Origin of the sequence: Paenibacillus sp. MMS20-IR301, assembly GCF_032302195.1 — a bacterium.
Lineage (GTDB): Bacteria > Bacillota > Bacilli > Paenibacillales > Paenibacillaceae > Paenibacillus_AQ.
Genome location: NZ_CP135275.1, coordinates 3,596,083 through 3,618,023, shown reverse-complemented (window position 1 = coordinate 3,618,023; position 21,941 = coordinate 3,596,083). Strand labels below are relative to the sequence as shown.

Annotated in this window: 14 protein-coding genes; 11 read left to right on the top strand and 3 right to left on the bottom strand. The window is 52.4% G+C overall.

The genetic code is table 11. The features are described from left to right. Positions 1-219 precede the first annotated feature (219 nt). The 3 genes from LOS79_RS15705 (at position 220) to LOS79_RS15695 (ending at position 7,456) form a co-directional block, all read left to right on the top strand. Positions 220-4,023, top strand: a complete 3,804-nt coding sequence (locus tag LOS79_RS15705) for a glycosyl hydrolase (protein WP_315421482.1) — start codon at positions 220-222, stop codon at positions 4,021-4,023. A gap of 234 nt (positions 4,024-4,257) precedes the next feature. Further along, positions 4,258-6,135, top strand: coding sequence for a sensor histidine kinase (locus LOS79_RS15700; protein ID WP_315421479.1), 1,878 nt, complete (start codon positions 4,258-4,260; stop codon positions 6,133-6,135). A gap of 28 nt (positions 6,136-6,163) precedes the next feature. Then, positions 6,164-7,456: an ABC transporter substrate-binding protein gene (locus LOS79_RS15695; RefSeq protein ID WP_315422257.1), complete on the top strand. Its 1,293-nt coding sequence runs from the start codon at positions 6,164-6,166 to the stop codon at positions 7,454-7,456. 145 nt (positions 7,457-7,601) lie between these two features. On the opposite strand, the gene LOS79_RS15690 is transcribed toward LOS79_RS15695, so the two are convergent. After that, on the bottom strand, positions 7,602-8,558 hold the full coding sequence (locus tag LOS79_RS15690; RefSeq protein ID WP_315421476.1) for a glycoside hydrolase family 113: 957 nt from the start codon (positions 8,556-8,558) through the stop codon (positions 7,602-7,604). A 255-nt stretch (positions 8,559-8,813) separates the two neighbouring features. Between LOS79_RS15690 and LOS79_RS15685 the strand changes: the two genes are divergently transcribed. The 7 genes from LOS79_RS15685 (at position 8,814) to LOS79_RS15655 (ending at position 17,128) form a co-directional block, all read left to right on the top strand. Further along, the gene (locus tag LOS79_RS15685) at positions 8,814-9,581 is read left to right on the top strand and encodes a response regulator transcription factor (RefSeq protein ID WP_315421474.1); all 768 of its coding nucleotides are present in this window, start codon (positions 8,814-8,816) and stop codon (positions 9,579-9,581) included. A gap of 337 nt (positions 9,582-9,918) precedes the next feature. After that, positions 9,919-11,289 (top strand): ABC transporter substrate-binding protein, encoded by a 1,371-nt coding sequence (locus LOS79_RS15680; protein WP_315421471.1) that lies wholly within the window; start codon positions 9,919-9,921, stop codon positions 11,287-11,289. 122 nt (positions 11,290-11,411) lie between these two features. Further along, complete coding sequence (locus LOS79_RS15675) at positions 11,412-12,293, top strand: carbohydrate ABC transporter permease (RefSeq protein ID WP_315422255.1); 882 nt, start codon at positions 11,412-11,414, stop codon at positions 12,291-12,293. Positions 12,294-12,296: 3 nt separating this feature from the next. After that, complete coding sequence (locus tag LOS79_RS15670) at positions 12,297-13,130, top strand: carbohydrate ABC transporter permease (RefSeq protein WP_315421469.1); 834 nt, start codon at positions 12,297-12,299, stop codon at positions 13,128-13,130. 64 nt (positions 13,131-13,194) lie between these two features. Continuing rightward, the gene (locus LOS79_RS15665; protein WP_315421467.1) at positions 13,195-14,217 is read left to right on the top strand and encodes a glycoside hydrolase family 130 protein; all 1,023 of its coding nucleotides are present in this window, start codon (positions 13,195-13,197) and stop codon (positions 14,215-14,217) included. A 29-nt stretch (positions 14,218-14,246) separates the two neighbouring features. Then, complete coding sequence (locus LOS79_RS15660; RefSeq protein ID WP_315421464.1) at positions 14,247-15,206, top strand: acetylxylan esterase; 960 nt, start codon at positions 14,247-14,249, stop codon at positions 15,204-15,206. Between the two features lie 110 nt (positions 15,207-15,316). Beyond that, positions 15,317-17,128, top strand: a complete 1,812-nt coding sequence (locus tag LOS79_RS15655; protein WP_315421461.1) for a peptidoglycan D,D-transpeptidase FtsI family protein — start codon at positions 15,317-15,319, stop codon at positions 17,126-17,128. On the opposite strand, the gene LOS79_RS15650 is transcribed toward LOS79_RS15655, so the two are convergent. Continuing rightward, positions 17,086-18,291: an AI-2E family transporter gene (locus tag LOS79_RS15650; RefSeq protein WP_315421458.1), complete on the bottom strand. Its 1,206-nt coding sequence runs from the start codon at positions 18,289-18,291 to the stop codon at positions 17,086-17,088. The genes LOS79_RS15655 and LOS79_RS15650 overlap by 43 nt on opposite strands. Positions 18,292-18,548: 257 nt before the next feature. Between LOS79_RS15650 and LOS79_RS15645 the strand changes: the two genes are divergently transcribed. Beyond that, positions 18,549-19,931, top strand: coding sequence for a polysaccharide deacetylase family protein (locus tag LOS79_RS15645; protein ID WP_315421455.1), 1,383 nt, complete (start codon positions 18,549-18,551; stop codon positions 19,929-19,931). A gap of 209 nt (positions 19,932-20,140) precedes the next feature. Here LOS79_RS15645 and ilvD read toward each other — a convergent pair whose 3' ends face one another. Next, a complete protein-coding gene (ilvD, locus tag LOS79_RS15640; RefSeq protein WP_315421453.1) occupies positions 20,141-21,826 on the bottom strand; it encodes a dihydroxy-acid dehydratase in 1,686 nt (561 codons plus the stop codon). Positions 21,827-21,941: the final 115 nt, after the last annotated feature.

Sequence of the window (21,941 nt, the reverse complement as noted above, 5' to 3'; positions counted from 1 at the left end):
AAGCCTCACCTTGTGGGGTTATTTTATTGTAAAAACCAAACTGAGTTATATAAATGTCAACACAGCCTCCTGTTTGATTGAAAAATGAGCTGCTAAAATAATAACTAAACCGCTTACATAACGAACATTTGCAATAACAATCTGCTAACAAAATGATTGGGAGGCAAATGATGTTGTGGCTGCGGCGCTCGTAATTCTATTCAAAATTAGGAGGACTACATGAAAAAGATCCGAAAATTCATGGTTTCAGCCCTGACTGCAGTTATGCTGCTGTCGGCCGTCAATCCGGCACTCGCGGAGACAGCAGCACCGCCAGGGGAGCAGGCACATGAGGTGAAATTGTCCTTTACGGATGCCGCCGGCCACTGGGCAGCTTCCGGCATAGCCAAATGGACGGCAAACGGTGTTATCAGCGGTTACGGGGACGGGAGCTTCCTTCCGGATCAGAGTATTACCCGGGCAGAATTCGTAACCGTCATCAATAAGCTGCTCGGCCTGTCTGTCCAGGCGGACAGCAACTTCACTGATGTTCCGGCTTCAGCCTGGTACAGCGGCCAGCTGGCTATCGCCAGGCATGCCGGATATTATCTGGGCTTCCCGGGCAACCGTGCACTCGCTGATACGGCTGTTACCCGGGAGGATGCGTCGACACTGCTGGCCCGGATTTTCGCAATCAGCGGCAATCAGGCTCCGGCGGCCGCTGTTACCTTCACGGATTCAGCTGAGATCAGCAGCTACGCCGCAGAAGCGGTGTCTGCACTTTCCGGAGCCATCACCGGTTATAGCGACGGAAGCTTTAAGCCGAAAGGCAGCATCACGCGTGCAGAGACGGTAACATTAATTGACCGGATTGTAAGCGCTTATTTCTCGGGCTCGGGTGAACAGACTGGCGGAACCGTAGGCGGCAATGCAGTTATTCCCCATGCCGGGACTGTACTGAAGAATACTGTGATCGGCGGCAATCTGTATTTGACCGCAGGGATCGGGGACGGTGAAGCGGCGCTGGATACTGTAACCGTCAAAGGGAAGACATTCATTGCCGGCGGGGGAGAACATTCCGTTACCCTGAGGGATGCGGCGCTGAATGAGGTGGAAGTTTCGCGGAAGGAAGGGCTGGTCCGGCTGCTTGCTTCCGGCTCCACCCGGATTTCCTCCATTATTATCAATAGTGATACCAAGCTGGAGCTGACAGACGGGGCTGTGATTGACAGCGTATCACTAAATATGCCGGCTGAGTTGAATGTCCCCGCAGGCGGGATGATCATGAATCTGGTTATTAACGAAGCCGCAAAAGGGACAAAGATCACCGGCAGCGGTGATATCGGCACTCTCATCGTTAAGGCAACGGGCGTTACATTAAACGGCAAGACGCTGGCGGCCGGCACCTATACGGTAAGCAGCGGTACTACAGCCGCTCCGTCACCTTCACCTTCAGCTTCCGCAACGGCTTCACCGGCTCCGGTGTACGGCGGCCCGGAAGCCACGGCTGCACCAGCCGCAACCGGACCCGCAGCGACTCCGGCGGCCACAGCCGCACCGACAGCTGCCCCTACGCCTGTTCCTACGCCTGCGGCGGCGGAAATCAAGCTGGCGGATTCTCAGGCGACAGCAGCTACCCGCTCGCTGTTCGCTTATCTGGAGAGTATCCGGGGCGAGGAGATCATCTTCGGGCATCAGCATGATACGACGGAAGGGCTGTCAATTACAGCCAAGGATGGTACAGAATCCGACGTCAAGAATGCAGTGGGCGACCTGCCCGGCATGTTTGGATGGGATACACTGAGCCTGGAGGGAAAGGAAAAGCCGGGTGTCAGCCTGGAGGCTATTAAGCAGAACCGCGACAATCTGATCGGAGTCATGAAGAAAGCGTATGAGCAGGGCGGCGTGCTGGCCTTGAGTGCGCATATGCCGAACTTCGTCACCGGCGGCAGCTTCAACGATACCAAGGGCAAGGTGGTTCCGCAGATTCTTCCCGGCGGTGACAAGCATGCGGCATACAATCAGTTCCTGGACATGATCGCAGATTTCGCGAATAACCTGAAGGATGATTCCGGCAAGCCGATCCCGGTTATCTTCCGTCCGTTCCATGAGCAGAATGGGGCCTGGTTCTGGTGGGGCGCGCCTTACCGGACCAAGGATCAATATATTGAGCTGTACCGCTACACGGTGGAATATTTGCGTGATGTGAAGGGTGTCCACAACTTCCTTTATGCGTATTCCCCGAACAGCTCGTTCAATAATTCGGAAGCCGCTTACCTGGAGACCTATCCGGGTGATGAGTATGTTGATATTCTTGGTTTTGACGACTACTATGACGGCAATGCGGAAGGCTGGTTCAGCGGTGCGATGCAGGATGCCAAACTTGTGTCAAGGCTCGCTGATGCCAAGGGTAAGGTTGCAGCAGTAACAGAATTCGGTTACTCCAATCTGCGTCCTGAGGGTACAAAAGATTTGGAGTTTTTCACTAAGCTCCTGGATGCGCTGAAATCCGATCCGGGTTCTGCCACAATGGCTTATATGCTGACCTGGGCCAACTTCGGTACGGACAACTTCTTCGTCCCGTACAAGAATGGTAAGAACGGACTTGGCGATCACGCCCTGCTGCCCGACTTTGTAAAATATTATGAGGATCCTTATTCCTCTTTCCTTGGCGAGATCAAGGATGATGCCGCGTATTCGCTCCAAGTTGAAGCGGCTCAGAAAGATGCGTTTCTGCATATCGCTACGCCGGTGAACAATGAAGTTGTGCTTACCGAAGGCACCGCGATCATCCGGGCACGGGTGACAGATCAGGATATTGAAAGAGTCGTCTATCTTGCCGGAGAGGATGCCGCCGAGCATGAGCTGACTCTGGATAGTAATGGTTTCTACTACACAGCAGCCTGGAAGCCTGAAGCAGCTCTGTCCGGACTAGGCACTACGCTTACAGTTAAATCATATGCGAAGGACGGAAGCGTCCTGAGCCATGCGGTTCAGGTGTATGTCAGTGACACGCTGCCGAATGTAAATACACTAGTCGTTGATACTTTCGAGGATTACAAAGGCAACAATGAGCTGCTCGACAATGCTTATAGCCCCGGGGGAGACCTAAGCAGGATTTCCCTGGATGCGGAGCACAAGAACAGCGGCCAGTATGGCCTGAAATTCGATTACAATGTGGATACCCAAGGCTATACAGGCCAATCGAAGAATATCGACAATGCTGACTGGTCTGAAGCGAATCAGCTGAAGTTCTGGTATCAGCCGGACGGCAGCGGACAGAAGCTGGTAATCCAGATCAAGATGAGCGGCATCTCTTTTGAGGCTTATCCGTCTCTGGCCGGAACAGCAGCAGGTGAGATTTCACTTCCGTTCAGCGAGTTTAAGCCTGCGCCTTGGGATACCGCTAATGCAGGACGCGTGATTACCAGGCAGTTCCTGAAGGATGTTCAGACCTTCTCCATTTATGTTAACAAGAATGAAGGCACGGCCGGCAGCTCCGGCACGCTGTACTTTGATGACATTGAAGCATTCAATGATGGAACAGGCGGAGTGCCTAACGGCGGCTCCGGTTCAGACAGCTCAGCCGCGGAGGAAGGTCTGCTGTACGGATTTGAGCAGGACGAAGAAGGCTGGGCGGTAGAGTCGAACCATGCGGATGCAGCGGCGGCAGCCGTTACGGCAGAACAGTTCGCGGAGGGCGGCAAGGCGCTCGGGACAGTCTTTTCACTGGAAGGAAGCGACTTCGAGCTGACCAAGTACGTGTCGCTTGACCTGAGTGCCGTAGATCTGCTGAGCGCGAAGGTTAAGCTCTCTGCCGGAACGGCAAAGGCCCGCATCTATATTAAGACAGGCTCAGGCTGGGCATGGGCCGACAGCGGGCTGTCAGATGTGGATTCTGCGGGCTTCACAACGCTGTCCCTGCAGTTATCAGGTATTGCTGACCTGAGCCAGGTTAAGGCGATCGGCATCAAGTTCGAAGGCTTCACCGGTACAGGCAGCGCTTCGGCCTATTTGGACGAGGTAAGGCTTGTAAATCAATAGCGGCTGGAACGGGTCCGGCTCAATAGTTACGGGATCATGAATGACAGGCTGTTTCTTCCCCGGGGAGAAGCAGCCTGTTGTTTTACAAAGATAAGAATTTAAATGTCCGGGGTATTTTGTCGTCTTTTGATTTTGTCTTGAGTAACCTGGAGCTGACAAGTATAATTATTTTGTTAGGATAATGTTATTTTTTAATAGGGAAAGTTAGGTAAAGCTGATGAAGGGGAAGACTCCATGATGCCGCAACGCAAATACAACTGGTGGTCCTTTATAGGGGATATGGGCATGGAACGCAAGCTGCTGCTTGTATTCCTGGTCATTATTACACTGCCGCTCTCAATGATCAGCATAATCAGCTTTAAGAGCTATTCCGAATCGATTCAAGCCAACACCGTTGCTTATTCCGAGAAGCTGATTGATCAAATGATGGACGGGATAGATGACTACATAGAAGATATGAAAAGGATCTCCTCCATGCCGGCTTATGTAAACGATATCAAGCAGAACCTGATGTCTTCCAACCGGTACTATGAACAGAAGAGGAATATAGGCAAGGATGCAGACTCCGCTGCGGTTCCGCCGGGAGACTTTGATCTGCTGCTCTCCATCCAGCGGGGCATTGAAGGCAATATATCCTTTATCAATAATATCAAGCGGGGAACCAACTCGGTTTATATCTTTGATGCTTACGGGAACGGTTATTATTCAGCTAAGGATGGCGGTGTACGGCTTGATCTGGATCAAAGCTATAAATTCTGGAGCCAGCAGGCCAAGGATTCCAGCGGTGAGGCCCTTCTGTTCGGCACTCAGGCCTACACCACCAATCTGCAGAGCACAAGGTATGCCTATACCGTTGTCCGCAAAATCGTCGACGGTCTCTGGAATCCGATCGGGCTGATCGCAGTAGAGGCTAACATCAGCAATATGGAGACCCAGGTAGCCGAGCTGGACAAGGTAACCCGCGGTAAATCGGTAATTGCGGACCAGGACGGAATGGTTATCTATGACAGTGAACAGAAGCTGCTGGCCACGGACATTTCACAGACTCCGCTGTTCCGGAGCGCTCAGGGAGCGGCCGGAAGCTTTTATGATACAATGGCGGGCAAGGAACGGCTGAATATTTACTCCAGCTCGGCCAAGACGAACTGGAAGGTGATTATATCCATTCCGGTGGATGAATTAACGCGTGATGTGAAGCTGACCCGCAATGCAACCCTGTTGGCCACTCTCATTATTATTGTGCTGGCGTTCATTATCTCCATCGTGTTATCCTTCGCGCTGACCAAACCGCTTACCCAAATGATCCAATTGATGAAAAAGGTGCAGAACGGGGATCTGGATGTTAAATTCCGTGTGAAACGCCGCGATGAGATCGGACTGCTCGGCCACCAGTTTAACCGGATGCTGGCCCGGATCAGGCAGCTGATTCATGATATCTACCAGATCGAGGAGCAGAAGAAGGCGGCGGAGCTGCATGCGCTGCAGAGCCAGATTAATCCGCACTTCATCTATAACACACTGGAGTCCATCAGAATGACTGCGGAGATTAACGATGATGTTGAGGCAGCGGATATGATCTCTATTCTTGGCAAGCTGCTGCGCTACAGTACAAGTGATCTTCTGAGCAGAACGACGATGAAGCAGGAGCTTATATATGTCCGCAACTATGTAGAGCTGCTCGGCTGCCGGTATCCCGGGCGGTTTGTACTGCAGATGGATGTGCCCGAGGAGCTGGATAATTATTCGATTATTAAGCTGGTGTTCCAGCCGATTATTGAGAATGCCGCTTATCATGGGCTGGACGACAGCAAAGAGCATATGCATCTCAGCATCAGGTGTGAGATCACCGAGCATAAACTGCTGTTTCATATCCGGGATGACGGCTGCGGGATGGATCAGATTACTCTGCATAAGCTGAATCAAGATTTGAAGCGGGAAGCTCCTCCGAAGAAGAGCATCAACGGGGGGATCGGGATGAAGAATGTACACCAGCGGGTGCAGCTGCACTACGGGGCGGCTTATGGCATTGAGGTGTTCAGTGAGCCGGGGAAGGGGACGGATGTCATTCTGTCGCTGCCGCTCCCCCAGGCGGTACAGCCGGTATCACAGTAACAGAAGGGAGCGATCGGAATTGGGAAAAATGAGAGTGCGCCTGACATTTTCTACAGTGCTTTTACTTCTGGTTCTGATATCAGCAGGGTGTGATGTTCCCGGCAGGCAGCAGGTGCTACCTGCAGTGCCTTCTGCAGACAATGAGGCAGGGCTGTCGGGTACGATCCTTATGCTGACGAACCGGATTGATTTAATAGAGAACGGTACAATGAAAGGCTACGCCGACCAGTTTAAACTGAAATATCCGGAAGCGAATGTCGAATTTGAAGGCTTATCCAATTATGCTACCGATATTATGGTGCGTTTATCGACCAAGGATGCCGGGGATGTACTGCTGCTGCCGGTCAATTTGCCGGCGAAGGAACTGAGCTATTTTTTTGAACCGCTGAGTGCAGAAATGTCTGCCGCAGAGAGGTTCACTACCTTTGCAAGCTTTGACGGTAAACGGTACGGGCTGTCTACAGGCACAACCACAAGCGGGATTATCTATAATAAAAGGGTATTCGAGCAGGCGGGGATTACCGAGGTTCCACGGACCCTGGAGGATTTCTATGCCGTTTGTGCCAAGCTGAAGCGTGCAGGCGTCATACCGCTGTATATGAACTATGGTGCCGTCTGGCCGCTGCGCGAGTGGGGCAATAATATGGTCAATTATATGACAGGCAATCCTGATTATATGAATGATATGGTTCATGACAATGCGCCTTGGCAGCTTGAAAATCCATGGGGGCGTTCGCTCGGGATAGCCCGTACGCTGATTACCCGGGGGTATGTGGAGGACGAGCTGTTCTCGAACAATTGGGAAATTTCAAAAACGATGCTGGCGAGAGGTGAAGCGGGTATGTACTTAAGCGGCAACTGGACGATCCGTCAGGTTCTGGATGCCGGTGCGGCACCGGAGGATATCGGGTTTTTCCCTTTTCCGTATGACAATGGAGAGGCACATTATGCGCCGCTGAATCCCGACTGGTTCATTGGCATCAGCAAATTCAGCAAGAACAAGGAGCTGTCGATGGCCTGGGTGAGCTTTCTGCTGAGCGAAACTTCATATACAGCGGAGGGATTTCTGCCTGCTGCCGGCACTTCAGAGTCTGCGATGGAGCAATATACTGAATTTCTGTCCTATCAGCCGAAGCTGGTTGAAGCGACGGTCCAGACAGATGCCTTTATCGATATGGCTAACCGCGCCAAGCTTTCCTTTGCCACGGGGGATTATATCCAGGAACTGATTGCCGCACCGGATCTGAAGCAATCCTTTGACGGGTTGAATGAGAGGTGGAAGGAAGCGCGCGGGGACAAGCCGGCCTCGCAGCAGCATTAACAGGCAGAAGCACATACCAGATTTGTTGAATGGAGGATGTGCATATTACTATAAAGGCGTCCCTGAACAGAATGAGTAATCTGTCCGGGGACGCCTTTATGGTGCGGGCGGTGATACCGCGCTTATTCCAGAGATAGCGGATTACTCATGCCGGGCTGCTGATTCTGGCGGTGAAATAATCCTTGATGATTGCTGCTGAAGCCTTGCCGTACATGCAGTAGTCGTCGTTAGCTGCTGCTTCTTCGAGCGGATAGAGCTGTGCCGGCCAGTCCCAGAGCATGAAGCCCTGTACCCAGTCCCGGCGTTCACATGCACCGAACATGGCCCGGTAGAAGCGGCTTTGCTCTTCCTCATCAGGAGAACCCTGCAGCGTCCAGTCATTGGGGATTGCTGCACTTCCGGTCCGGCTGGGACATCCGGCCTCCATGAAGAAGAAGGGCTTGCCGTATGCCTTCACTACTGCTTCAATCCGGTCAAGCTGCGCCTCCCAGTCCTGTTCAGGGTAGTAGCCGCTGGAGGAAATCACATCAAGCGCATCCCACCAGCCGACATTATCCTCCTGGTATTTATCACAATTGTAGGTAATAACGCCGGTGTACACCTTGCGTACTTCGGCGATTAATGTCCGCCACTCTGCTTCACGCCGGTCTGCCTGAACCAGCTCGCAGCCGATGCAGAACATCTCGCAGCCGCTGGCCTCGGCGATTTCAGCATAATGCAGAATAAATGCTGTATAAGAGCGGAACCACTGGGACCACTTGGGCTCACAGGGAACATCCTTGTCGAAAAAATTGATGTGGGCCCGCCAGGTGCCGTCAGCGCAATTGACAATCGGCTTGAGGCAGACCTTCATCTGAAGAGACTTGGCCTTGCGGATGGCCAGGAGCACTTCTTCATCAGTAACGGTCGGCTGCTCCCAGTATGGAATTTCAACAGATTGAGGGGTAGCCTGGAGGGCGCTGAAGGCGATTGCTGTCCAGTTCGCTCCGGTAACCGATTTCATAAGCTCCATTGACGTCCCGGCCGATGCGGCCGCCCATGTTCCGCGCTTGCCCATGAAGCCCCAGGTTACGCCTCCGACATATTCATTCAGCAGTGACATTTGGAAACCTCCCTTTGCAAAAATATAAATTGAACTATTTTGTTATATTGTTATTAAAAAAGTAGTATTTAATGATAACAATAATTCAATTTAGTTATAACCCTTTTTGTATTTGAATTCAAGGGGAAATCTGAAAAGTAAAGAGAAGACTATAAAAGTGCGGTACAATACATTTTATAATGAAGACCTGCAGCCTATAATTGTAATGACAGCGCAATCATCACGAGAGATGTAAGACTGGAGGCGAATTTCTGATTGATCAGAATAATGATAGCGGATGATGAGGAAGTTATCCGCCGCGGGCTTGAGAAAATAACCTCCAGAATGGGTTTTGAGGTAGAGGTCATCGGTTCGCACGGTAACGGGCTTGAGGCCTGGAATCATCTTTCTGCAATAACCGCAGATCAAATCGATCTGCTGATTACGGATATCAAGATGCCGAGAATGGACGGCTTCAAGCTGATAGAGGAAGCAAGAGGCAAGCTGAAGGAGCTGCCGATTGCTGTGCTGAGCGGTTTCAGTGATTTCGATTACGCCCGGCGGGCAATACGTTTCGGTGTTATGGATTATCTGCTCAAGCCGATTGAGAAATCCCAGTTATATGAACTGCTGAAGCGGGTCAACGATAACAAGCAGCTAAAGCCTGCAGAACCGGAGCAGCCTGCGGTGCAAGCTCCCGAAGGCGGCGAGCATTATGTGGTTGAGCAGACCAAAGCCATTCTGGAGAAGGAATACGGGCATAACTTTGAGCTGGAGCGCCTGGCGGAGACGGTCGGGATGAATGCCAGCTATATCAGCCGCCTGTTCAAGTACAAGACCGGGCAAACCATTACTGATTATCTGATCGGCATACGGATTGCCAAGGCCAAGGAATTGCTGACCGGACAGCCTGATCTCAAAAATTATGAAATTGCCGAGCTAGTCGGCTACAGCGACCCCGTGTACTTTAATAAGCTGTTTAAGAAAATATGCGGTATGACTCCGAAGGAATATAAAAGCGGCTGCAGAACGCCTAAATGCTGAATGCGGGGCACTGGCATAACAATCGGATAAGAGCTACTCAGGAGGGCGGACAGCCCTCCTTTTTTGTTAGGTTGTTAGAGGTTATTAATTTTATTTGCAAATTAACATAATAAAATAAAAACAAAAATAACAAATACAGAACCAGAAAAAGCAATTCAAACCATCGTTTTAGCCTCGTTCGAGCTATATAATAGGCTTGTAAGCGATGCCAACACTCTTTTTAGAGAAAATAAACTATTGTTAAGTTTGAAATGAGCCAATTAAGTTTGTGTTCTCAATCAGATTGTTAGCTTGTTGTTATTATGAAATGTGAATCGGAGAGAGGGGCATTACAGAAATGAAAAAGACCAAAGCAGTTACAACGCTGGCAGCACTGACCCTGATGGCGGGCTTATTCGCGGGCTGTTCATCCAATAACAACGCGGATAATGCAACAGCAACCAATGCAGGCAATACAGGAACAGGTACGGAGGCTACAGCCGCTCCTGAGGGCGATGCTGCCAAGGATATCAAAGGTGAAATCACGGTAATCACACAGCGCACGGATATCGTTGATACCGTATTCAAGGATTATGCAGCGAAGTTCAATGAGAAGTATCCTGATGTCAAAGTGAATTTTGAAGCCCTGTCGAACTATGAGGATCAGATTAAAATCCGTATGGGCACCAATGATTACGGCGACGTATTGCTGCTTCCTACAAGTGTTGCGATCAAGGATCTGCCGGACTTTTTTGAGCCGCTGGGCAAAATGTCCGATCTGGAGCAGCAGTATACCGGTCTAGAGGAACGCACTGTAGACGGGACTTCCTATGGTATTCCAATCACGGTTAACTTCTCCGGTGTGATCTACAACAAGCAGGTATTCAAGGATGCAGGGATTACAGAGGTTCCAAGAACCTTCGAGCAATTCCAGACTGCCTTGCAGAATATTAAGGACAAGACTGATGCAGTTCCGCTGTACACCAACTATGCAGCAGGCTGGACGCTGACGCAATGGGAAGCTGATCTGGCAACGGTTGCCGGCGACCGTGATTATGTGAATATTGCGCAGATTGCTTCGGACGATAACTTTGTCCAGGGACAGCCGCATTATGACTTGTACAAAGTAATGTACGATGCAGCGAAGAACGGCTTGATTGAAGAAGATCCTACAACCACCGACTGGGAATCTTCCAAAGCTGACCTTGCTAACGGCAAAATCGGTACGATGATGCTCGGCTCCTGGGCGATCGGCCAGATCAAGGGCCTGGCAACTAATCCTGATGATGTCGGCTTCATGCCTTTCCCTACCAATGCGAGCACAATCCTCGTGCCTTTGTCCGATGATTATAACCTGGGCATCAGCCTGCACAGCAAAAACAAAGAAGCGGCAAGAGCATGGGTGGACTGGTTCATCAACGAATCCGGCTATCCGACCACTGAAGGCGGCGGTATGAGCCCGGTTAAAGGCGCTGAGCTTCCGGAAATTCTGAAGCAATTCGACGGTACGGATGTTACCTTCGATACTCTGGCACCTGCCAAAGCCGGTGAAGAGGGCCTGGTGGACGCGATTGATAAAGAGGCGGAAATCGGACTCTGGCAGCCTGACTTTAAGAAAGTGATTATCGAAGCTGCAATCGGCAACCGCAAAGAGTCCTATGATGACATCATGAAGGACCTGAACGACAAATGGAAAGAAGCCAGAGCTAAGGTAATGGCCGCCAAGTAAGCTTTTAATAACGCAGGGTGAAGACAGAATGAAGAGAACGGGGAGATGCCGCGGCATGTTCCCCTTCACTCTTGCGGGAGCAGGGCAGGATTAGGAGTATTAGCAATGTGTTCTTAGGAGGTGTGGAGAAATTGTCCAATTTAAGCTATAAAAATCAGCGGATATTCATCATTCTTTTGTTCTCATTAGTTCCGGTAGCGCTGCTGCTGACCTTCTCTTATTTACCCGTGTTCAAAATGTTCCAGTACAGCTTCACAAGCTGGAATGGCTTCAGCAAAAATATGGAGTATGTAGGGTTTGAGAACTACAAGACGATTTTCACCAAACCGGAGTATTTTGCGGTATTTAAGGTCAGCTTGTATTACTTCGGTGCAACCTTTGTACAAATGGGACTGGCTCTTTATTTCGCAACGATTCTGAGCTTTAATGTCCGCCTGAAGAACTGGTTCAAAGGCATTCTGTTCTTCCCGACGCTGCTTAACGGTGTAGCTATCGGCTTCATCTTCCTGTTCTTCTTCAAACCGGAAGGAACATTGAACACACTGCTTGATCTGTTCGGACTGGGAGCATGGCAGCAGAAATGGCTGCTGAATCCGCATCTTATCAATATATCCCTCGCGTTTGCTTCCGTCTGGAGATACATGGGGATGAACTTCATTATTTTCCTTGGAGCCATTTCTTCCATCGGCGGCGATATTTATGAAGCTTCAGAGATTGACGGGGCTAACCGCTGGCACCAGTTCAAGCATATTATTATTCCAAGCATCAAGCGAATTCTGCAGCTCAATCTGATCCTCGCGGTAAGCGGAGCGATCGGTGTATTCGAAATTCCGTATGTCATGACCGGCGGTTCCAACGGCAGCGGAACCTTTGTCATCCAGACCGTCGATGTGGCCTTCAAATACAGTAAGCTGGGTCTTGCCTCGGCAATGGCTGTAGTGCTGCTTGGCATTGTTGTCATTGTTACTATTCTGCAGCGTGTTCTGATTAAGGAGGAGAAGTAAGAGATGCATACGATAAAATACAGCGCAGCCTCCTTCTTCAAGTATCTTACGCTGGTTATCGGTGCGCTTGCGGCACTGGTTCCCATTATTGTCGTGCTGTTTGCTTCGCTCAAAACCAATACGGAGTATGCGAGCACAGGCCCGCTTACAATGCCGGAGAACTGGCTGAATTTCAGCAACTACACCAAGGCTTTTGTCGACGGTAAAATGCTGCTGGGATTCATGAACACGATCATCATCGTGATCATTTCGATTGCCGGCGCTACATTGACCGGATCGATGATGGCATATATCCTGGCCCGCTTTAAATTTAAAGGCAGCAAGCTGCTGATCGGCGCTTTTCTGCTGGCTACCCTGATTCCCGGCGTAACCACCCAGGTTGCCACCTTCCAGATCATCAATGCTATGGGATTGTTTAATACACGCTGGGCACCGATTCTGATGTACCTGGGTACTGACATTATTGCTGTGTATATTTTCATGCAGTTCCTGGATTCAATCTCGGAATCGCTCGATGAGTCCGCTATGCTTGACGGGGCTTCCTACTGGACGATTTACTCAAGAATCATTCTGCCCCTGCTGAGTCCGGCAATTGTTACGGTGATTATCGTGAAGGGCGTTAACATCTACAATGACTTTTATACCCCTTTCCTGTATATGCCCAAGAGCAGCCTGCAGGTCGTGTCTACTGCGCTGTTCAAATTTAAAGGGCCTTACGGATCGCAGTGGGAGGTTATCTGTGCTGCGATTATGATTGCAATTATCCCGACACTGGTAGTATTTGTTTCCTTGCAAAAGTATATCTATAACGGATTCGCACAGGGTTCCGTGAAATAATCCGCAGCTTTGATTCATAAGCAAATATTGCAGCAGAGGCTGTCACATTAGGAGGAGCATAACAATGAAAGAAGTACAGATCATCGGTAATAGCCTGCCGAATATTCCCTGGCAGGACAGACCGGCAGACAATGACAATCCGGTGTGGAGACATAATGATAACCCGGTAATTAAGCGTAATCCGGCCAAAGGCGTTGCGCGGATCTTCAACAGTGCCGTAATTGCTTATGAAGGCAGCTTCCTTGGCGTGTTCCGTGTAGAGGACAATACGACCCGCCCTCACCTGCGGATGGGGTATAGCGCAGACGGTCTGGATTGGAAAATTGCTGACGAACCGATTCAGTTTAAAGATGAAGCGGGCAACCCGTATGCACCCCGTTATGCCTATGATCCCCGTCTTGTAAAAGTTGAAGATACCTACTATATCATCTGGTGTACCGATTTCTATGGCGCAGCCATCGGGGTTGCCAAAACCACGGATTTCAAAACGTTCATCAGCCTGGAAAATCCGTTCCTGCCGTTCAACCGCAACGGTGTGCTGTTCCCTAAGAAGCTGAATGGCAACTTCGTGATGCTGTCCCGTCCGAGCGACAGCGGCCATACCCCGTTCGGGGATGTCTTCCTGAGCGAAAGCCCGGACTTCGTCTATTGGGGCAAACACCGTCATGTTATGAGCAAGGGCGGTCAAGGCTGGTGGCAGAGCACCAAGATCGGCGGCGGTCCTGCACCGATAGAAACCAGTGAAGGCTGGCTAATGTTCTATCACGGTGTAACTACAACCTGCAACGGGCTTGTATACAGCATGGGTGCGGTTATTCTGGACAAGGATGAGCCGTCCAGAGTCAAATACCGCTCCCGGAACTTTGTGCTTACACCGGAGGAATGGTATGAGGAAAGAGGTTTCGTTAATAATGTGCTGTTCCCTTGTGCAGCATTGACTGATGCCGAAACCGGCCGCATTGCAATCTACTACGGTGCTGCAGATACTTATGTAGGCGTGGCGTACACCACCGTCCAGGAGATTGTTAACTATGTCATCCAGACTCATGAAGAGGTTGGCGACGATGCTGGGCTTGGCCTGATATAAGACAGGCACCGGCCAGAAGGAGAATCTCTATGAACGAACGGTCTTTGCCTCAATTATTAGCCTATGAAGGCAGCAGCCCGAAGCCTGATGATTTCGGGCAGTATTGGGAACGTGCAATGCAAGAACTGGATGCCCAGCCGCTTGAGTATGAGCTGGTTCCGGCAGATTTTACAAGCGGGCTGGCAGACTGCTTTCATCTGTATTTCACCGGTGTAGGCGGAGCCAGAATACACTGCAAATATGTAAGATCTAAGAAGCCGGCCGGTGAGCAGGGCCCGGGAGTTGTTATGTTTCATGGCTACTCCTGCGACAGCGGGGACTGGCTGGAGAAGGTAGCTTATGCGGCGCATGGAATCAGTGTGCTGGCCATGGACTGCCGCGGCCAGGGCGGACCGTCCCGGGATACCCTTAATGTTACGGGGACAACCATCCGCGGGCATGTGATCCGGGGGATTGATGATCCCGACCCGGATAAGCTCTACTACCGCAATGTGTATCTGGATACGGTCCAGACAGCCCGCATCCTCATGGCTATGCCGGAGGTTGATCCGGAGCGCGTAGGCGCGTTCGGGCTGTCTCAAGGCGGCGGGCTTACTGTGGCCTGTGCCTCGCTGGAGCCGCGTATTAAGGCGGCAGTGCCCGTATACCCGTTCCTGTCTGATTATAAGCGGGCCTGGGAGACGAACATTACCGTCTCTGCCTATGAGGAGCTTAACTATTATTTCCGCTTCTTCGATCCGCATCATCTGCGCGAGGAAGAAATCTTTAACCGGTTAGGCTATATTGATATTCAGAATCTGGCAGAGCGGATAGAAGCCAGAGTGTTATGGGTTACAGGACTCGTTGATCCGGTCTGTCCCCCTTCGACCCAATTTGCCGCGTACAATAAAATTACGGCGCCGAAAGAGCTGCTGGTGTATCATGAATATGGGCATGAGTATCTGCCTTATCTGGCGGACCGGTCCCTGCAGATGTTTTTGAACTTGTAACGGGCATAGAATAACCGCATTTCCTCTTTAGGAAATGCGGTTATTTTGCCGTTTGGGGTGGGCATAATAGAACCCAAGGTCCGGACAGCCCACTTAATGGAGGAATTGCAGTGCATAAGCTGGTTAACAAACGTATATTTTGGGGTCTGCTGATCTTGGCAGCCATGGTTGCCGGGTTAATTGTCCGGCTGGCTTATGTCCAGCTGGTGCTGAAGAATCAGCCTGTAGGCGGGACGAAATATTCCATGGCCGCCATGGCCGAAATTCAGAGTGAACGGGAGACGGTGCTGGACAGCGGGAGAGGCCGGCTGTACGACAGGAACGGGCAGCCGCTGGCGGGAGAAACGATCTGGACGGCCGCGCTGTTTCCGCAGGAGGAATCCATCCTTGGCACGCACAAGGATGAGGATGTGCCGGAAGAGGAGCTCCGGCTGCACAGGCTGGCCGAAATTCTCGGTGTCAGCTACAGTAAGCTGCAGTCCGCCCGCAACGGACTCAAGGAGCCGCTGCTCTGGCCCTCCGGTCAGGGTCCGGCGCCGCTTGCACTGACTCCCCGGCAGGCCCGGGAGGTCGAGGAGCTGAAGCTGGACGGAATCAGAGTGCTGCCGTTTGCCCGGCGGTACAGCGGCGCTGCCGGCGGGCGGCAATGGCTCGGGTATTTGTCGGAGGCCACCGGTGAAGCCCTCAAGCAATCGCCGACAGGGCTGAGAATCCCGCGCACGGGTACAGACGGGCTGGAGAAGACGCTTGAGCCGCTGCTGCAGGGTGTGGGGCATACCGAAGCGGCAGTCCAGGTAGATGCCCGCGGCAACCGGGTTCCGGGCAGTCCTATTACAGTGAAGGCGCCGGGGAATCCCTATTACCCGCTGGCATTATATACAACGGTTGACGGCAAGCTTCAAGATAGCATCGAGCAGCTGGCCGCTGAAGCAGGGATTAAGCAAGGAGCCGTCGTAGTACTGGACAGCCGCAACGGTGATATTGCGGCAATGGTGTCTTTGCCGTTCTATAACCCGGAGCAGATCTCACCGCAAGGCGGAGAGTGGAACAACCGGGCGCTGCAGGCGGCTGTGCCCGGCTCCATCTTCAAGATAGTTACCGCTGCTGCTGCTCTGGAGGCCGGAGTAACCTCGCCTGAGGAAGCCTTCTACTGCACAGGCGAGTACGGCAAATACGGATTAACCTGCCGGGACGGCAAAGGACACGGCGCCCTTACGATGGCCGAAGGGTTCGCCGTGTCCTGTAATACGGTATTTGCTGCTCTTGCCGAGCGGCTGAGCGGGGCGCAGCTTCAAGCTGCAGCGCTGGCCCTGGGCCTTGGCAGGAATGTCGGCTGGCAGGCGGAGAACACGCTTGGCCAGCCCCTGCTCCGGCCGCTTGCCGGGGAGCAGGCCGGAACGATCTTCTCCACGCTGCTGCCCGATGATGGCGGGGCCAGAGTCCAGACGGCCATCGGCCAGCGCGATGTACAGATTACACCGCTGCAGGCGGCGAATCTGGTCGTGACGCTGCTGCATGGCGGAGAGGTCCGGGCACCGCGTATTCTGCAGCGGGTTGCTTTTGCGAGCGGACAGACGCTTCAGGAGCTGCCGGGACATCTGGCACCCGCGCCGCAGGGCAGAATATCCAAAGCTACAGCCCGTATTCTGCTGACAATGATGCGCAAAGTAGTAACGGAAGGTACGGGCAGCCTGCTGAAGCAATCCGGCTGGCCGCTGGCCGGCAAATCCGGTACGGCACAGATTCTGGTCAACGGCGTTGCCCGCAACAATCAGTGGTTCATCGGCTACGGCCCGGTGGAGAATCCGCGGTATGCCGTGTCTGTTGCTGTTGAGAACGTATCCCCGGGCAGCCCGCAGGCGGCCACGAAGCTGTTCGGTCAGGTATTTGAATTGTTGTCTGAAGCTTCTCCGGGTGCCTGAGCAGCCGCAGTCCCGCCCGGATCACCGCTGACAGGTCCGCCTGCAGTAGAAGGCTGGGAAGCGGCGAAAGGAGAGACGATGAACTCCTCCTGCGGCAGGTAGATCCAGCGCTGCAGATACCCTTGCTGGATCAGCTCCTTGAGCAGAATAAGCAGGATAGGGGACAGGATCAGGCCGGCGATGCCAAAGGCTGAGGTCGACAGAATGACGAACGACAGCATCAGAAAAGCAGACGAGACGCCGATGGAGTTGCCGGTAATCTTAGGCTCCAGCAGCTGCCGTACAATCAGCACTACCGCGAGCAGAACAAGCAGTCCGATGGCGAGCGGCACATTGCCAACTATGAAGAGGTAAATAATCCAGGGAATCAGAATCGTTGAGACTCCGAGCAGCGGCAGCACATCGAAGATGGCGCAGACCAGAGCCATGGTCAGCACATTGCCGGTGCGTAAGACCAGAAGGCCGACCAGCACGATACCAAAGGTAATGCCGATCAGTATCAGCTGTGCTTTCAGATAAGAGCCGATCGCCTTGAATACATTCCCCTGAAGAAAAGCATAAGCCGTCTTGAAGGTCTTAGGCATCTTGTCATGGGCGATTTTACGCCAGTCCTTAATCTCCATGCTGAGGAAGAAGGCCAGAATGATCGCAATCCCGAAATTAGCCATAAACGAAGAGAAGGAACCGAGCACGCCGATCATATATTTGAAGAAGGTTACCAGCCAGGATGATAGAATATTGGTGGCATCTGTGAAATAACCGTTAAGCTTGGCAGTCAGATCAGGCGGCAGCGCATCGACCTTGTGCTGAAGATAATCTGTAGTCTGCTTGAACTGCTCCTGGACGATGTATGTATATTTGGGCAGGCTGTCCTGAAACTGCAGGGCCTGGGTGGCAATCAGCAGTCCGGCTGCAAACAGGGCGCCCAGCAGAATGATCAGGAAGAGCAGTACGGAGATTGCTGAGGCAAATGGTTTGGCCATGCCCTTGCGGTTCAGGAACCGGGCAAGCGGCTCAATGAGCAGGAACACGAAAAACGACAGAAATACCGGGGCAGCCAGCTTATACAAGGTGCTGAATGCCAGCATCACGAGATACAGCGTGAGCAGAACCAGTCCAATGTCGAAAAAAGTGCGCCAATACTTCTTGTACAGTGGCAGCATAGAGATAAACGACTCCTTTTTTACAATATTCACTTTAATTCATTGTACACGATTTTACCAAAAAAGCGTCTATTTCTTTGACAGCTGTGTTAAAATAGGGGGTAACGTTTTTTGAGGATGCTCTTGCCGTACAATGTATATTGTCCCCCAGGAGGGATAGCACAGGCGCTTCTACTTACTCTACTTGGCCGTATCACATCTATATCTTACAGACGTAAGGCGAGCCAAAGTCAACTCTGGAAAAGCGGGGAATTTACATGCAGACTTTGCTGCTCTGGTTATTTTACATTTCTACCTTTTATGCTTTCATTCCCGGAATGATCAGCAGGATATTCGGTTACCGTGTCTTCCGCAAAGGGATCGGGCGGACCGATTACGGCCTGACCTTTGATGACGGGCCCGATCCGCATTATACACCGCTGCTGCTGGATCTGCTTAAGCGTTACGGGGCCAAAGCCACTTTCTTTGTAGTCGGCTCCCACGCTGAGAAGCATCCGGAGATCATCAAGCGCATGCATGATGAGGGACATCTGATCGGAATCCACAATTATGTGCATAAGACGAACTGGCTGATGCGACCGGCAACGGTGAGAAGGCAGATTCAGCGCACCGACGACATCATTTACGGGATTACCGGCGAGCGCAGCACCTATTACCGCCCGCCCTGGGGAATTGTGAACCTGTTCGATTTCTCGAAGCGCCGGCAGGTGCAGATAGTGCTCTGGTCGGCTATGTTCGGCGACTGGAAGGCGAAGCTGGGTGCGCAGCGCCTGACTGACAAGCTGATCGCCAAGCTGAATCCGGGCGAAGTCATGCTGCTTCATGACTGCGGCACAACGCTTGGCGCGGATCCGGATGCCCCCGAGCATATGCTGATTGCGCTGGAGCGGATGCTGCAGGAGGCTGAACGCCGCGGGCTGCGCAGCATCCGGATCGATGAGATGATCAAGGCTGTGCAGAGCTCGCCAATTCAGCGCCTGTCCTTCGGCAAACGGCTGATCGTAGGCTTGTGGCTGGCCTGGGAGCAGCTGTTCCAGCTCTTGTTCCAGATCAAGACGATCTCCCCGGCTGATCCGTTCCTGCATTACCGCTTACGCAAATATCAGGGCAATACGGTTCAGATGGATAACGGCGAGCTGTTATCCAAAGGCGACAAGATCATTGAGCTGCATATTGACAACCGGCAGCTGTTCGAGCTGGGCGTTCATGCCCGCTCCTCCGCGCAGCTGGCGATCCGGATGATCCGTAAGATGGAGAAGGATCTGCCGGTGCTCGCCGAGCGGATTGCCGGTGATGTGGAGCTGGCGGAAGCGAAGGCGCTTTACGGTGTCAGCCTGCTCAACCGGGGACCGGAGAAATTCGGGTTCATGGTGCTGGATCTGCCGAGCGGTTTATTCGCAAGCTCAACCAAATTCTATCTCAGCATTCTGCTGAGCGTCATCCACCCTTCCGGCGGAGCGAGGCTGAAGGTCCGCAGCGAGGTGCTGGTACCCAAAATGATGCTGATGCCGGTATCGCAGCTGCTTGACCAGATGAACCAGCAGCGGCCGCAGAAGCCTGTGAAGCAGCGTGAGCGGGTACGGGAAGAAGAAGGCGTGTCTCTTGAAGCCGAGCTTCAAGGTGCAACCGTAGTTCATTAAAATGCACTTATTCTTTATTTCAAATGCTCCGCTGGCCTGATGGCCGGCGGGGCTTTTTTTATAGGATAAGACTTTATATGTAATATCAGATCAGCGTGTAAACGGCAGGCTACTAAAGCTCTGCACAGCAAAAAGCAGCTCCGCCGCAGAATACGGCAGGAACTGCTTAATGGATGGTGCATGTATGCCGGGCTGCAGCGGCTGACTGATCAGATCTTCAGTACGCCGCCATTGCTTGCGTTGGTAACCAGCTTGGAGTAACGGGCGAGATAACCGGTCTTCACCTTCGGTTCAAAGCCCTTCCAGCCGTTGCGGCGGACCGCCAGCACTTCTTCTTCAACCAGCAGCTCAATCTTGCGGTTGTTCAGATCCAGCTCAATGATGTCGCCATCCTCTACGAAGGCGATCGGGCCGCCTTCAGCTGCTTCCGGCGAGATATGGCCGATGCTGATCCCGCGGGAGGCACCGGAGAAACGGCCGTCTGTGATCAAGCCGACTTTGGCGCCAAGGCCCATACCGACGATCTGGGAGGTCGGAGCCAGCATTTCCGGCATGCCCGGTCCGCCTTTTGGACCTTCATAGCGGATGACAACGACATGGCCTTCTTTAACTTTGCCGTTTGCAATGCCTTCCAGCGCCTGCTCCTGGGAATCGAAACAGATAGCTGGTCCCTTGTGGTAGCCGCCAACGGAAGCATCCACGGCACCTACCTTTATGATCGAGCCTTCCGGAGCCAGGTTACCATAGAGCACAGACAATCCGCCTACTTGGGAGTAAGGGTTGTCTATAGTATGGATGACCGAGGTATCCTTGATTTCATGTCCGGTTACATTCTCGGCGATGGTCTTGCCTGTAACGGTCATGCAGTCGCCGAAGATGGCGCCCGGTTTCTTCAGCAGCTCATTCAGCACAGCGCTGACGCCGCCCGCCCGGTCCACATCCTCGATGAAGATGTCGGAAGCCGGAGCCAGCTTGGCCAGGTAAGGTACGCGGTTCGCCACTTCATTGATGCGCTCCAGCGGATAGTCCACTTCAGCTTCCTGAGCCAGTGCCAGCGTATGCAGCACGGTATTGGTGGAACCGCCCATAGCCATATCCAGTGCAAAAGCGTTGTCCAGCGATTCCTTGGTTACGATATCGCGCGGCTTCAGATCCAGCTTGATCAGCTCCATCAGCTGGGTAGCTGATCTGCGGACGAACTCACGGCGCTCTTCAGCGACAGCCAGGATGGTTCCGTTACCCGGAAGCGCAAGGCCCATGGCTTCGGCCAGACAGTTCATGGAGTTGGCAGTGAACATCCCGGAACATGATCCGCAGGTCGGACAGCCGTATTGTTCCAGTTCAAGCAGCTCAGCATCATTGATCTTGCCGACCTGATGGGCGCCTACGCCCTCGAACACGGAAGTAAGGGAGAGCTTGTTGCCTTTGCTGTCTACGCCGGCCTTCATCGGTCCGCCGCTTACGAAGATGGTCGGGATGTTGACGCGCAGGGCGCCCATCATCATGCCCGGGGTGATCTTATCACAGTTAGGGATGCAGACCATGCCGTCGAACCAGTGTGCAGAAACGACAGTTTCCAGGGAATCAGCGATGATCTCGCGGCTTGGCAGCGAGTAGCGCATGCCGATATGTCCCATAGCAATACCGTCATCTACGCCGATTGTATTGAATTCAAACGGTACTCCGCCGGCTTCGCGGATAGCTTCCTTAACAATTTTACCGAATTCCTGCAGATGCACGTGGCCCGGTACAATATCGATATAGGAGTTGCAGACCGCGATGAACGGTTTGCCGAAATCCTCTTCTTTAACGCCTGCTGCCCGCAGAAGACTGCGGTGCGGAGCCCGGTCGAAGCCTTTTTTGATCATGTCTGAACGCATTTTCTTGTTTGCCATGATGACATTTCCTCCTAAAAGTTTTGTTAGCATAGTCTTCCTTGGATAATTCGCAAAACTGGCACCGAAGCATGTTTGTTGGCATAGCTGCCGGAACCTATTTTGCACAGAATCC